Annotated in this window: 10 protein-coding genes; 1 reads left to right on the top strand and 9 read right to left on the bottom strand. The window is 70.3% G+C overall.

Annotated features, from left to right (window positions below; translation table 11 throughout):
* Positions 1-21: 21 nt before the first annotated feature.
* From AC2XR2_RS38845 to AC2XR2_RS38835, 3 genes are read right to left on the bottom strand one after another with little or no spacing between them, the layout of a single operon-like run.
* Complete coding sequence (locus tag AC2XR2_RS38845) at positions 22-1,047, bottom strand: ABC transporter permease (RefSeq protein ID WP_381297233.1); 1,026 nt, start codon at positions 1,045-1,047, stop codon at positions 22-24.
* Positions 1,040-2,530: a sugar ABC transporter ATP-binding protein gene (locus tag AC2XR2_RS38840; protein ID WP_449351143.1), complete on the bottom strand. Its 1,491-nt coding sequence runs from the start codon at positions 2,528-2,530 to the stop codon at positions 1,040-1,042. The genes AC2XR2_RS38845 and AC2XR2_RS38840 overlap by 8 nt, the downstream gene beginning before the upstream one ends.
* Positions 2,527-3,597, bottom strand: coding sequence for a sugar ABC transporter substrate-binding protein (locus tag AC2XR2_RS38835; protein ID WP_491517659.1), 1,071 nt, complete (start codon positions 3,595-3,597; stop codon positions 2,527-2,529). The genes AC2XR2_RS38840 and AC2XR2_RS38835 overlap by 4 nt, the downstream gene beginning before the upstream one ends.
* A 164-nt stretch (positions 3,598-3,761) precedes the next feature.
* On the opposite strand from AC2XR2_RS38835, the gene AC2XR2_RS38830 reads away from it, so the two are divergent.
* Complete coding sequence (locus tag AC2XR2_RS38830; protein WP_381297238.1) at positions 3,762-4,463, top strand: FadR/GntR family transcriptional regulator; 702 nt, start codon at positions 3,762-3,764, stop codon at positions 4,461-4,463.
* 64 nt (positions 4,464-4,527) lie between these two features.
* Here the strand turns inward: AC2XR2_RS38830 and AC2XR2_RS38825 are convergent, their stop codons facing one another.
* From AC2XR2_RS38825 to AC2XR2_RS38800, 6 genes are read right to left on the bottom strand one after another with little or no spacing between them, the layout of a single operon-like run.
* Positions 4,528-7,542 (bottom strand): alpha-mannosidase, encoded by a 3,015-nt coding sequence (locus tag AC2XR2_RS38825; RefSeq protein WP_491517658.1) that lies wholly within the window; start codon positions 7,540-7,542, stop codon positions 4,528-4,530.
* Between the two features lie 27 nt (positions 7,543-7,569).
* A complete protein-coding gene (locus AC2XR2_RS38820) occupies positions 7,570-9,561 on the bottom strand; it encodes an endo-beta-N-acetylglucosaminidase (protein WP_491517657.1) in 1,992 nt (663 codons plus the stop codon).
* Positions 9,562-9,574: 13 nt separating this feature from the next.
* Positions 9,575-10,822 carry a glycoside hydrolase 5 family protein gene (locus AC2XR2_RS38815; RefSeq protein WP_491517656.1) on the bottom strand — a complete coding sequence of 416 codons (1,248 nt, stop codon included), beginning with the start codon at positions 10,820-10,822 and terminating at the stop codon, positions 9,575-9,577.
* 58 nt (positions 10,823-10,880) lie between these two features.
* Complete coding sequence (locus tag AC2XR2_RS38810; protein ID WP_330262978.1) at positions 10,881-11,711, bottom strand: carbohydrate ABC transporter permease; 831 nt, start codon at positions 11,709-11,711, stop codon at positions 10,881-10,883.
* The gene (locus AC2XR2_RS38805; protein ID WP_381297246.1) at positions 11,708-12,601 is read right to left on the bottom strand and encodes a carbohydrate ABC transporter permease; all 894 of its coding nucleotides are present in this window, start codon (positions 12,599-12,601) and stop codon (positions 11,708-11,710) included. The genes AC2XR2_RS38810 and AC2XR2_RS38805 overlap by 4 nt, the downstream gene beginning before the upstream one ends.
* 2 nt (positions 12,602-12,603) lie before the next feature.
* The gene (locus tag AC2XR2_RS38800) at positions 12,604-13,896 is read right to left on the bottom strand and encodes an ABC transporter substrate-binding protein (RefSeq protein ID WP_491517655.1); all 1,293 of its coding nucleotides are present in this window, start codon (positions 13,894-13,896) and stop codon (positions 12,604-12,606) included.
* Positions 13,897-14,071 lie beyond the last annotated feature (175 nt).

The following is a 14,071-nucleotide window of genomic DNA, read 5'->3' as shown; positions in this document are numbered from 1 at the left end:
TAGGGGACGGGACGCGCGGGCTCAGTCCTGGGCGCGACCCGTCGTCACACGGGCGATCATGAGGGCGACCAGGATGATTCCGCCGTAGATGGCCTGGATCCAGAAGGACGGCACCTGGGCGAGCGTGAGCAGGTTCTGCACGACACCGAGCAGGAGTACGCCGGTCAGGGCGCCGAACATGGTGCCCTTGCCGCCGTCGAGGCTGATGCCGCCGATGACCGCGGCCGCGAACACGGTGAAGATCATGTTCTGGCCCTGGTTGGCGCTGATCGCGCCGACGTAGCCGGTCTGCATGATGCCGCCGACGGCGGCGAGGACGCCGGCGACGACGAACACACCGAGCATCACGCGCTCGACGCGGATACCGGCGGCGCGGGCCGCGTCGGCGTTGCCGCCGATGGCGTACAGGGCGCGGCCGATGCGGTGGTACTTGAGCACGAAGCCGGCGACGGCGAAGGCGACCGCGGCGAGCCACACCGACATCGGGATGTTCAGGAAGGTGGTGGTGGCCAGGGAGTAGAAGCTGTCCGGCATGCCGAAGAGGGTCTTGCCCTTGGTCGCGCCGACGAGCAGTCCGCGCAGCACGATCAGCATCGCGAGCGTGACGATGAACGCGTTGAGCTTGAACTTCACGACCAGGACGCCGTTGAACGCGCCGACGACGGCACCGGCCACGAGGACCGCGAGCAGGGCCAGGGCGGCCGGGAACTCGGTCCCCCAGCCGGACTGGGCGGCGGGCAGCACGAGCAGGGCTCCGACCGCGGGCGCGATGCCGACGACCGACTCCAGGGACAGGTCGAACTTGCCGGTGATCAGGACGAGGGACTCGGCCAGGACCACCATCGCGAGGGCCGCGGAGGCACCGAGGATGGAGATCAGGTTGCGTTCGGTGAGGAACGAGTCGTTGACGAACGCGCCGAGCACCATCAGGAGCAACAGGGCCGGAACGAGGGCGAGTTCGCGGGCCCGGCGCAGCAGGACCGTCCGGGCGGAGCCGGGGGTCAGGGCGCGTGCGGGCGCGAGCGGGCGGGCCTTGGTGTCAGCCATGGTCCACTCCTTCTATGGAGGCGATCAGCTCGTGGTCGCGCCAGCCCGCCGGGTGCTCGGCGACCACGCGGCCGTGGAAGAGGACGAGGACGCGGTCGCAGCGGCGCAGGTCGTCGAGTTCGTCGGAGACGACGAGGACCGCGGTGCCGTCCTCGCGGGCGGTGTCCACGCGGGAGAGCAGGGACTCCTTCGACTTCACGTCGACGCCCGCGGTGGGGTTGATGAGGACGAGCAGCCGGGGGTCGGAGGCGAGGGCGCGGGCCATGACGACCTTCTGCGCGTTGCCGCCGGACAGGTCGGAGACGGGCTGGTCGGGGCCCTCGGTGTGGATGTCGAGACGGTCGATGAGCTCGGTGGCGAAGCCGCGTTTGCGCTCGCTGCGGACGAAGCCGCGGCGGCCGAGCCGGTCCAGGACGCTCAGGGTGGCGTTGTCGCCGATGGTCATGCCGAAGACCAGGCCCTGGGCGTGCCGGTCGCGCGGCACGAAGCCGACACCGGCCTTCAGGGACGCCTGTACGTCGCCGAACGGCAGCGGTCTGCCGTCGAGTCGGGCCGTGCCGCTCGTCGGGGTGTGCAGTCCCGTGAACGACTCGGCCAGCTCGATCTTGCCGCTGCCGCTGATGCCGGCGAGGCCGACGACCTCCCCGCGGCGCACGGTGAGGTCGACGTCCTGGTAGGCGCCGGAGGTCAGTCCGCGGGCGTCGAGGAGGACGGGTGCGTCGGCCTCCCGGGTGCGCAGGGCCTGTTCCTGTTCGGCGACGGTCTCACCGGCCATGGCCTCGACCAGGGCCGCCCGGGGCATGTCGGCCACGGGCGCCGTGGTGATCCAGCGGGCGTCCCTGAGGACGGTGACCGTCTGGCACACCTCGTACACCTCCTGGAGGTGGTGCGAGATGAACAGGAAGGTGACGCCGGAGTCCTGGAGTGCGCGCATCCGGCCGAAGAGCCGTTCGATCTCCCGGTTGTCGAGCTGCGCGGTCGGTTCGTCGAGGACGATGAACCGGGCGCCGAAGCTCAACGCCCGGGCGATCTCCACCATTTGGCGGTCCTCGACCTTGAGGTCGGCGGTGCGCGCGTCCGGGTCGACGCGGACGTCCCAGGTGTCGAGGAGTTCGGCGGCCTCCTTCTTGAGGCTGCGCCAGCTGATGAACCCGCGGTGCAGCGGCTGCCGGTTGATGAAGAGGTTCTCGGCGACCGTCAACTCGGGTACGACGGTGGGCTTCTGGTAGACGCAGGCGACCTTGCTCCGCCAGGCGTCCCGGTCGGCGAGCGGGGGTGCCGGCTCGCCGTCGAAGCGGACGGTGCCCTCGTCGGGGGCCTGGAGGCCGGTGAGGATGGTGACGAGGGTGGACTTGCCCGCGCCGTTGCGGCCGACGAGGGCGTGGGACTCGCCGGGCAGGACGGTGAGCCGGCCGTCGGCGAGGGCGGTCGTGGGGCCGTACCGCTTGACGACCCCCTGGGCTTCGACGAGTGGGGTGCTCATTTGACCGTGTTGCCCCAGAGCTTCGGGTCGTCGACGTTGTCCTTGGTGACCAGGGGCGCGGGCAGCTGGTCCTCGAGGATGCCGCTGGGCAGCTTGACGATCGTGGAGTCGTGGTCGGTCGGGCCGGGCTGGAAGGTCTTCCCCTGCATCGCCGCCTTGATGTAGTACATGCCGTACTTGGCGTACAGGTCGGCGGGCTGGGAGACGGTCGCGTCGATCTCGCCCTTGCGGATGGCGTCGAACTCCTGCGGGATGCCGTCGTTGGAGACGACGGCGATGTGGCCCGCGGTACCGGCCTTCTTCAGCATCCCCTTGGACTTGAGGGTCTGGAGCGTCGGCGCGAGGTACACCCCGCCGGCCTGCATGTAGATGCCCTTGAGGTCGGGGTTGGCGTTGAGCAGGGTGCTCAGCTGCGAGGCGGCGGTGTCGGACTCCCACTTGGCGGGGATCTCCAGGACCTTCAGCTTCGGGAAGTTCTTCTTCACACAGGCCCGGAAGGCCTCGGAGCGGTCGCGGCCGTTGACGGAGGCCAGGTCGCCCATGATCTGCACGACCTTGCCGGAGGTGATGTGCTCCCCGAGGTACTGGCAGGCCTTCTCGCCGTACGACACGTTGTTCGCCCGTACGACCATGGCGACCTTGCCCTTGTCGGGGGCCACGTCGACCGCGACGACCGGGACGCCCTTGCGTTCGGCCTGGTCGAGGCCGGCCTCGATGGCGGCGCTGTCCAGCGGGGCGACGACCAGGCCCTTCACACCCTGGTTGAGCTCGTTGTTGATGTCGGTGATCTGCTGGGAGGGATCGCTGTTGGAGTTGACCGTCTTCAGCGCGTCCACGCCCTCGGACTTGGCCATCTTGGGCACGTAGTCGTTGTACGACTGCCAGAACGGCGAGGTCAGCAGCGGCAGGACCACGCCCACCTTGCCGGTGCCGCCGCCTTCACTGGTGCTGCCCGCCGTGTCCTTCGTGCTGCCGCACGCGACGAGCGCGAGTGAGGCGCTCGCGCTCACGGCGACCGCCCCGATGATCCGGACCCTGGTGCGCTTCCCCGCTGTTCTGCCTGGCATCTGGTGGCTCCTCGTTGAGCGTGTTCGAGCAGATGACGGCATATTTATCAGACCAATCCTGCTGTGCAATACCCCGCGGGCCCAGATTTTCTCACTTCTGGGCCATAGTGGTCCGACCACCTGGACGGTTAGACTGCGGCGCACCCAGCGAGTGGAGGAGTGGCGTGGACGAGACAGCCCCGCAGAAGGGCACCGTGACGCAGCGCGCCATCGAGCAGATCAAGGGGATGATCGGCGAGGGCCGGCTGGAGCCGGGCGAGCGGCTGCCGACCGAGCGGGATCTGGCGGCCCAGCTGGGCATCTCGCGCAGTTCGATGCGGGAGGCGATCCGCGCGCTGACGGTCCTGGGCGTGCTGGAGGCCCGGCACGGTTCGGGCATCTACGTGACCCAGCTGGAGGCCGGGGATCTGCTGGAGACCTTCGGGGTGGTCGCGGATCTGTCCCGGGGGCCGCGTCTGGTGGAGCTCCTGGAGGTGCGCCGCATCCTGGAGTCGACGGCGACCGCGCTGGCCGCCGCCCGGATCACCCCCGACCAGCTGGCCGAGGTGGAGAAGCACCTCACGGCGATGAACGCCACCGACGATCCGGAGGAGATCATCGCCCACGACCTGGCCTTCCACCGCGAGATCGCGGCGGCGGCCGGGAACGACACGATGGCCGCGATCCTGGACGGCCTGTCCTCCCGCACCTTCCGGGCCCGGGTGTGGCGCGGCTACCAGGAGGAGGGCGCCTTCGAACGGACCAGGCGCGAGCACGCGGCCATCCACCGCGCACTGCTCGCCCACGACCCGGAGGCGGCCCGGGCGGCGGCGGCCGCGCATGTCGGCGAGGTGGAGCAGTGGCTGCGGGCGCAGCTCGGGGCGTGACGTAGGGGACCTGTGGGGGGGCGGGTCTCCCCGTGGGTCTCCCCGCCCCCCTCGTCCCAGGCTCTCAGGCTCTGGTGAACCGCAGCGTGACCAGCTCGAACGGCCGCAGCCGCAGGGACACTCCGTTCCCTTCCAGCTGCGGCAGGGGTGAGTCCGCCAGGGGTCGCTCCAGCAGGTCCGTCGCCACGACGCCCGCGACCTCGAAGCCCGCCGTCAGAGTGGCCCGGGCCCGTCCGCCATGCGCCTCGTGGCAGCGGACCACCACGTCCCCGCTGCCGTCGTCCGCCAGCTTGACCGCCGTGACGACGACCGCGTCCTGGTCGACGGTCACCAGCGGGGCGACCTCCTCGGCACCCCGTACGACCCGCTCCGGAAGATTGATCCGCCATCCCTCCCGCACCGCGTCCCCGATGCCCGCCCCCGGCACCAGCGCGTGCCGGAAGCGGTGGACGCCCTGGTCGGTCTCGGGGTCGGGGAAGCGCGGGGCGCGGAGCAAGGACACCCGGACCGTGGTGGTCGTGCCGTGGTCGCCGTCGGTCCGGACTGTGCGGGTCACGTCGTGGCCGTACGTGGAGTCGTTGACGATCGCCACACCCCAGCCGGGTTCCTCCAGGTGCACGAAGCGGTGGTTGCAGGCCTCGAACTTCGCCGCCTCCCAGGAGGTGTTGGTGTGCGTGGGCCGGTGGAAGTGCCCGAACTGCGTCTCCGACGCGTACCGTTCGGCGTGCACGTCGAGCGGGAAGGCGAGCTTGAGGAACTTCTCCGTCTCGTGCCAGTCCACTTCCGTGTCGATGAGGAGCCTGCGCTCGTCGGGCGCCAGGGACAGGACCTGGGTGACGCGGGAGGAACCGAAGGTGCGGGTGATCCGCACGCCTCCGTCCTCCGCGACCAGTTCGTCCACGTCGGTGAGATCGGTGACGGTGTTGCGGTAGAACTCGTCGACGTCCCAGGCGTCCCACATGTTCGGGAAGTCCGGGTGGAGCTGGAGGAGGTTGGCCGCCCCGCCCGGGGCGACGGTCTCGCGGTCGGACTCGAGGTCGTGGGCCGACACCACCAGACCCTGCCCGTCGACGGCCACCCGCAGGACGCCGTTGTCCAGGACGTACCCGCCCTCGGGGCGCTCGGTCACGACCGTGCGTCCCTCCGCCGGGGCGGTCCCGGCGCCGCCCGCGGCGACTCCGTCACGGCCGTGGGGTGCGGAGTTGAAGACGAGTTCCCGGGTCCCCTCCCCCGCCAGGGCACGCTGGGCCGCGTCGATGATCCCGTTCAGTTCCTCGGCGACGCGCTCATAGGTCCGCCGGGCCTCCCGGTGCACCCACGCGATGGACGACCCGGGCAGGATGTCGTGGAACTGGTGCAGCAGGACCGTCTTCCAGATGCGGTCCAACTCCTCGTACGGGTAGGGGAATCCGGTCCGTACGGCCGCCGTCGCCGCCCACAGCTCGGCCTCGCGCAGGAGGTGTTCGCTGCGGCGGTTGCCATGCTTGGTCCTGGCCTGGCTGGTGAGGGTGGCGCGGTGGAGTTCGAGGTACAACTCCCCCACCCACACCGGTGGTTCGGGGTACTCGGCCTCGGCCTTCTCGAAGAACTCCGCCGGGGTCTCCCAGGCCACGGTCGCCGAGCCCTCGAGGTCGCGCAGCCGGGCCGCCTTGGCGATCATCTCGCGGGTCGTGCCGCCGCCTCCGTCGCCCCAGCCGGTGGGGGCGAGGGAGTGCCGGGCGACGCCCTTGTCCTTGAAGTTCCGTGCCGCGTGGGCGATCTCGCTGCCCTTCATGGAGCAGTTGTAGGTGTCGACCGGCGGGAAGTGCGTGAAGATCCGGGTTCCGTCGATGCCCTCCCAACGGAACGTGTGGTGCGGGAACTTGTTCGTCTGCGACCACGAGATCTTCTGGGTCAGCAGCCACTTGGAGCCCGCCGCCTTGATGATCTGCGGCAGCCCGGCCGCGAAGCCGAAGGTGTCGGGCAGCCACGCCTCCTCGTTCTCGATGCCGAACTCGTCGAGGAAGAACCGCTTGCCGTGCACGAACTGACGGGCCATCGCCTCCGAGCCCGGCATGTTGGTGTCCGACTCCACCCACATCCCGCCGGCCGGCACGAACCGTCCGTCGGCCACGGCCTTCTTCACCCGGGCCCACACCTCGGGCCGGTGGTCGCGCACCCAGGCCCACTGCTGGGCCTGGGACATGGCGAACACGAACTCCGGCTCGTCGTCGAGCAGCGCGGTCATGTTGGAGGTGGTCCGGGCGACCTTGCGCACGGTCTCGCGCAGCGGCCACAGCCACGCCGAGTCGATGTGCGCGTGGCCGACCGCGCTGATCCGGTGGGCGGAGGGGACGGCGGGCTCGGAGAGAACGGTCTCCAGTCGTACCCGCGCCTGCGCGGCCGTACCGCCCACGTCCTGGAGGTCGACGGCGTCCAGCGCCCTCTCCACCGCCCGCAGGATCTCCCAGCGCCGCGCCGACTCCACCGGCAGCTCGACCATCAGCTCGCCGAGCACCTCCAGGTCGAGCACCAGTTGCCACACGGTCTCGTCGAACACGGCGAGGTCCATGCGTGCCAGCCGGTACTGCGGTTCGGAGCCGGCGGTCTCCTTGTCGCCCAACTGCGTGGGCAGGAAGGGGTGGTAGTCGAGGATCACGGGGTTGGAGGCGGCCTCGACGTGCAGGCGCACCTCCTCGCCGCCCTCGACGGGGGCGCCGATCCGCACCCACTGGTTGCGCGGGTTGAGGCCCTTCACGGGAGTGCCGTCGGGCCGGTAGACCAGGCCCTCGCACTGGAAGCCGGGCATGTTCTCGTCGAAGCCGAGGTCCAGGATCGCCTCCACGGTCCTCCCGGCCCACTCCTCGGGGACGGTGCCGGTGACGCGGAACCAGCTGGTGCCCCAGGGGCCACCCCAGCGGGCGCCCACGGCGATCGGCTCCGGCTCCGCCGCCAGGCCCTCGGCGACGGGCACCGGCTCGTCGGGCGCGTGCCACACCGCCACCTCCAGCGGCACGGACTCGGGGTACACGGCGGGGCGGAGGCGCTCGTCGAGGACACGCCTGAGGCGGGCCTCGACCAGGCTGCGGTCGTCATGCATGCGGGGTGCTCTCCAAGGTCGCGGGGGTTACCAGGGGTGGGTCACGGTCACGGGGGCCGACGACGTGTACAGCTCCCCCACCGCGCGAAGCTCCAACCGCGCCTCGGTCTCGCCCGGTTCGGGCCGCAGACCGCCGACGAAGTAGGCCCGCTGGCAGGTGCCGCCGAGGAAGCGCCGGGTGCCGTCGGGGAGGAGCCGGTGCAGGGTGTAGTGGCGTACGGCGCCGGGTGCGGGGTTCCAGACGAGGCGCAGGTCGCCGCCGGAAGCGGCGGTGACGCGCAGGCCGGAGGGCGCGGCGGGGGTGTGGGGGGCGTCGTACACGGCGAGACCGCCGAGCCGCCACGTGAGCGAACCGCTCCCGGTGAGCCGCACGCCGAGCGCGTGGAGGGTCCCGGAGAGCCCGGTGAGCCGTACGGTCGAGGTCCGCCAGCCGTCGCCGCCGGTCACCGGCAGATGGGTGTACGGCGGTGCCGCTCCCGGCGCGCTCGGTTCGCCGGTGGCGACGGCCAGTTCGACGTTCACCGTGCCCGCGTCGGTCCGGTGGGTCAGCTCGACCACGGTGTCGTCGCCGATCGGCAGCCGGGTGGCGTACAGGTCCATGGTGACCGGCTCGTCCACCGGGCCGCTCACCAGCACACTGCTGCCGCCCCGCCAGGCGTCCGCGAAGTCGAAGGAGACGCTCGGCCGGGAGCCCTCCGTCCGCACCACCCACTGCCGCGACGGCATGCGGTCCTGAAGCCCGAGGTGGTTCCAGGGCGTGTCCGAGGTGACGTCCCCCTCCTCGTGCCACCGCAGCCCGTGCCCGGTGTTGAACGCGCTCGCGAACGGCAGCGACGTGACCGTCGACCGGTCGGCGACCGACACCGCGGGAGCCCGCCAGGTGTCCGCCGCGTCCGGCCGGGACGGGTCGAGGGACCTGCCGGTCCAGAAGCGGTCGTCGGCCGCGTGGAAGTCCTGCGGCGACCGCTGGTCGGCGGGCAGGTGGTTGCGGGTCCACTCGGGCCGGTACAGCCCGACCGACGTGACGTGGGCGCCGGCGCGGGGCACGATCGCGTCCCAGTTCTCGGACGTGTTCCAGCCGTTCGCCTCCACGTCCACACCGGCCCACAACTCGTAGCGGCTGCGGCCCAGTTGCTGCGCCAGCGTCCCGGAGGAGGCCAGGCTGCCCGCCGTCCACCGGAAGTCCACGAACATGTCGTCGGCGGCCTGGAAGAACGCCTGGTTACGGCTGTTCAGCGCGCCCTGCCAGCTCACCGACCCGTTCACGGTCATCGAGTCGTACCAGGTCACCCGCTGACCCCGGGCGGCGGCGAGGGACTTCAACTCGCTGAGGAATCCCAGCATGTCCGCCCCGAGGGCCGCGTCCCCTCCCCCGGTCTCGGCGTTCACGAACCAGCCGTCGAAGCCGTGGGCCGCGGCGACCGCGACGAGTTGGGCGGCCAGTGGAAACCGGCCGGCCGCGTCCTTCTGCACCAGGTCCCGGGTCCACCGCAGCTGCCCGCCGTAGGCGACCGGCGGCAGGAAGATGTTGCCGAGGACGGGCACGCCGTGGCGGTGGGCGGCGTCCACGATCGGGGCGTTGGGCGCGAGGATCAGCCCCTCGCCCGAGGAGCCGCCCCAGAAGACGAGTTCGTCGACATAGGCCCAGTGCCCGAAGGCGTAGTAGTCGGAGGTCGCCGAGCCCTGCGAGGGGTTGCTCGACGTGGGTCCGAAGGAGACCAGGGACTGGATCCGGGCCTGGCCCGCCCGGGCCGTCGTGTTCACCGGTGTCGGGGTGAAGCGGGCGGCGAGCGGTACGGACGCCGTGTTGAAGGGCAGGTCGGCGTCGTCGGCCGCCCGCCAGGTCTTGAGGCTGCGCCAGGTGATGCCGGTGCCGGGGCTGCCGGAGGGGAGGGAGTCCGGATACCAGTAGGTGGCGTACGGCTGGAGCGCGGTGGCCGCGGCCGCCTGCGCCGGGAGCGCGGGAAGCAGGGCGGCCGCGGTGGCGGCGAGCAGGACGGTGCGTCTGGTGGGGTTCACGAGCGGGTGCCTCCTAGTGGTCCTTGGGGGGTGGGAGTACCTGATCGGGCGTGACGACCTCGGTGATGCCGCGCGCGGCCAGGTGGTTCCGGTCGGCGGCGCGGGTGTCGAGGACGGTGGTGGGGCGGACGCCGTCGGCGACCAGCCGGAACCAGGCGTCGAAGACGGGCCCGCCGGGCGCGCAGAGCGAGCGGGAGCCGGGGTCTGAGGGGACGACCAGGGCGGTCGTACGGCGTTCAGGGGCACCCGTACCCGCGCGTGCCGCCCGCTCCAGGACCCGGGCGGTGTCCTTCGGTTGCCGGTCGTTGGTCAACAGGCCGAGCCCGTACTCCAGTTCAGGGAAGTCGGCCAGCTCGCGGGACACGTCGTGGGAGCACCACCAGGTGATGCCCCACAGGTCGGGGCAGTCCAGGGCGCCTGCGACCGTGGCCGCGGTGAAGGCGGCCGCGTGCTCGGGCGGGACCAGGGGTGCGGGGGCGCCGACCTCCTGGAGCCAGACCGGGCGGTGCGGGTCGTCGGCCCAGGCCTTGCTGAGTTCGACGAGGTAGGCGGCGTGGTGCTCGCTCGGGACCGACTCCCGTCCGTGGCGTTGGGCGGTACCGTTGAAGACCCAGGAGTGCACGGCGGTGACGGCCCCGTGGCGGGCGGCCTGGGCCGGGGTGAAGGGCTGGTCGTCCTGGTACCAGGTGGCGTCGTACTCGGCGTGCAGGTGCAGCCGGCCCGGGGCGCCCTCCTCGCAGGCGGCCAGCATCCGGGTGAGCCAGGCGTCGATCTGCTCGGACGTGGCCCGGTCGGGATCGGGGTGGGGGCCCGCCGAGAACTGGTTGACCTCGTTGCCGAGGGTCATGCCGAGGAAGGTGGGGCGGTCCCGGAGAGCGGCGGCCAGGGTGCGCAGGTAGGCGGCCTGGCCCTCGACGACCTGCGGGTCGGTGAAGAGGTTGCGGCGGTGCCAGGTCCTGGTCCAGGCCGGCAGGAAGTCGAAGCTGCTCAAGTGCCCTTGCAGACCGTCGACGTTGACGTCCAGGCCGCGTTCGGCGGCGGCGTCGACCAGCCGTACGAGATCCGCGACCGCCCGCTCACGGATCAGGGTGCGGTTCGGCTGGAAGTACGGCCACAGCGGGAAGACCCGGATGTGGTCGAGTCCCAGCGCGGCGATCGAGTCGAGGTCGGCGCGGACGGAATCGAGGTCGAAGTCGAGCCAGTGGTGGAACCACCCCTGACTCGGGGTGTAGTTGACGCCGAAGCGCACGGCAGAAGGCATACGGGGTCCTTGGCTTGGGGTGTTCGGGTCGGCCGGGCTTCCTGGGCGCGCATCCCGCTCAGCCCTTGACCGCGCCCTCGCCCACTCCGCGGAAGAAGTACCGCTGGAGACAGGCGAAGAGGACGATCAGCGGTGCCACGGCGATGACCGTGCCCGCGGCGACGAGCCGCTCGTCGCCCGCGAAGGTGCCGTGCAGGTAGTTGAGCCCGATGGTGAGCGTGAACTTCGACGGGTCGCTCAGCACGATCAGCGGCCACAGGAAGTCGTCCCAGGCACCCATGAAGGCGAAGATCGCCACGACGGCGATGGTTCCCCGCACCGACGGCAGCGCGATCCGCAGGAACCGCTGCCAGACGTTGGCTCCGTCGACGTAGGCCGCCTCCTCGATCTCGTAGGGCAGGTTGAGGAAGGCGTTGCGCATCAGCAGGACGTTCATCGCGCCGATGCAGCCCGGCAGGACCACCCCGATCAGGGTGTTGTTGAGACCGAGCTCCCGCATGGTGGTGAACTGGGCGATGATGATGCCCTCCACCGGCACCAGCATCGCCAGGATGAAGGCGAGGGTGGCGGCGCGGCGGCCCCGGTAGCGCAGCCGGGCCAGGGCGTAGCCGGCGAGGGCCGAACCGACGCAGTTGGTCACGACGTTGGCGGTCGCGACCTTCAGCGAGTTGAGGGCGTAGTCCCAGACGGGGATCGTGTCGGAGACCCGCTCGTAGTTGTGCAGGGTCGGGTGCCGGGGCAGGAAGCTCGGCGGGGAGCTGTAGATGTCCTCGGTGGGGCCCTTCAGCGAGGTGGACAGCTGCCACAGGAAGGGACCGACGGTCAGGGCGAGGACGGCGAGCAACAGGACGTACCGCAGGACCAGTTCGCCCTTGCGTACCCGGGTCACGACTCCGCCCTCCGGTCGGCCCGCAGCACGAGCAGCATCAGGGCGACGGTGACGACGAAGACCACGACCGAGATCGCGGAGGCGTAGCCGACCCGGCCGGTGAGCCCGGTGCCGGTGCGCTGGACGAGCATCACGAGCGTGGTGTCCTCGCCGGCCGGTCCGCCGCTCGGACCGGCCATCAGGTACACCTCGGAGAACACCTTGAAGGCGGCGACCGAGGAGAGCGCCCCGACGAGCGCCATGGTCGAGCGAACGGCGGGCACGGTCACCGTGACGAACCTGCGCACGGCCCCGGCCCCGTCCACCGCCGCGGCCTCGTGCAGCTCGCGCGGCACGTTCGCCAGCGCGGCCAGGTAGATGATCATGTAGTAGCCGAGGCCCTTCCACACCGTCACGGCCATGGCGCTCAGCAGGAGCAGCCACTGATCGCTCAGGAAGCCGACCCGGCCGACGCCGACGGTCTCCAACAGCGAGTTGACCAGGCCGCGTTCGTCGAGGAGCCACACCCAGATGAGGCCGACCACGACGATCGAGGCGACGACCGGGGTGTAGAACGCGGACCGGAAGAAGGTGATGCCGGGGATGTTCTTCTGCACCAGCAGGGCCAGCAGCAGCGGCAGGATCACCAGCGCCGGTACGACTCCGAGGACGTACAGCGTGCTGTTGCGCAGGCCGATCCAGAACATGTCGTCGTGCAGCAGCTCACGGAAGTTGGCGAGCCCGACGAACTCCCCGGGGATCAGGGTGCGTTTGTCCGTGAAGGCGTTGACCAGCGTGGAGACGAACGGGTACAGGATGAACGCGCCGATGATCAGGAGGCCGGGCGCGGCGAACAGCCAGGGGCTCAGCGGCCCTTGGCGCCGCACCCGGGACACGGTGGACGACGACATGGCTACCCCTGCTGCTGGAGCAGCGTGTCACACGCCTTGACAGCGTTGTCGAGAGCTTCCTTCGGACTTTCCTTGCCCTGGAGCGCCTTGGCGACCTCGTTGCGCAGGGCCGTCTTCATCTGCTCGCTGAAGAGGACGGGTGTGTAGTTGACCGCGTTCTTCAGGGACTTGGCTGCGGCGATCCGCACCCGGGTCTCGTCGGTGCCGTCCTCCTCGGTGAAGTAGGGGTCGTCGAGGGAGCCGGCGGTGCTCGGGAAGATGGCGACCTTCTTGGCGAAGGACATCTGGTGCTCGGCGTCGGTGACGTAGTGCGCGAAGGCGACGGAGGCGGCCTTCTTCTTGCTCTGCGCGTTGACCATCACGCCCATCACGTACATGTTCACGTGTCCGGTGCTGGTGATCTGGTCGGTGATGCCGATGTTCTTGTAGAGGCTCGGCGCCTGCTTCTTGAAGTTGCCGAGGTCCAGGGCGCTGCCGGGGTTCATGGCCACCGCCCCGGTGAGGAACTTCTTGCCGGAGGACTCGGGCGTGGCGGTGAGCGCCTGCGGGTCGAGCGCCTTGGCGTCGTACAGCTCCTTGTACTTGGTGAGCAGTTCGACGCCCTTGGCGTCGTTGAAGGCGAAGGCGGTGCCCTCGGAGTTCATGAGGGGGACGCCGTAGCGGCCGAAGTCCTCGATGGTGGGCACGTTGGCGAGGGTGGCCACCTTGCCGTCGCTCTTCTTCGCCAGTTCCAGGGCGTCGGTGAAGAGTTCGTCGTACGTCTTCGGCGGCTGGTCGGGGTCGAGCCCGGCCTCCTTGAAGAGGGACTTGTTGTAGAAGAGCGGGCCGGTGTTGAGGTACCAGGGGAAGGCGTACGTCCCGGTCATGCCCGGTATTTGGTGGCTGGCCCAGGCGCCGTCCAGGTACTCCTTCCTGTACTGGCCGGCCGCCTTGTCGAGGTCGAGCGCGAGGCCGGCCTTGGCGAGCGGGGCGACGAGGTCCGGCGAGACGTTGACGACGTCGGGCAGGGTGCCGCCGGCCGCGTCGGCGCTGATCTTGTCGGCGTAGCCCTCGGCGGGCTGGTCGATCCATCTGACCTTGGTGCCGGGGTACTTCTTCTCGAAGTCGGCGATCAGGCCGTCGAAGTAGTCCTTGAAGTTCGCCCGGAGATTCCAGGTCTGGAAGGTGATGTCGCCTTCGACCTTTCCTGAGGCGTCGGACGAGCCTCCGTCGTCGCTTCCTGAGCCGCAGGCGCTCAGCGGCAGGAGGACACAGGCAGCGGCGGCAGCGGCGAAAGTTCTGCGGGAAATGGGCACGGCGAACCGTTCTCCTTAGCGGCGGAGTTGGCCAACGACGGAGACCTTGCACGCCGCTCCACGGGCCCGTCAATGCATCTCGCCGAGCTAATTTGTTTAGTTACTAATGCGCATTAGGTTGACGGAGCTGAACCGCATTAGTGCATACTGGGCACCGAATGCGTCCCGGGAATGA

This window comes from Streptomyces sp. LS-MS-L19 (assembly GCF_058382285.1).
Note: the sequence above shows the minus strand (reverse complement) of the source record. Positions and strands in the feature narration are given on the sequence as shown.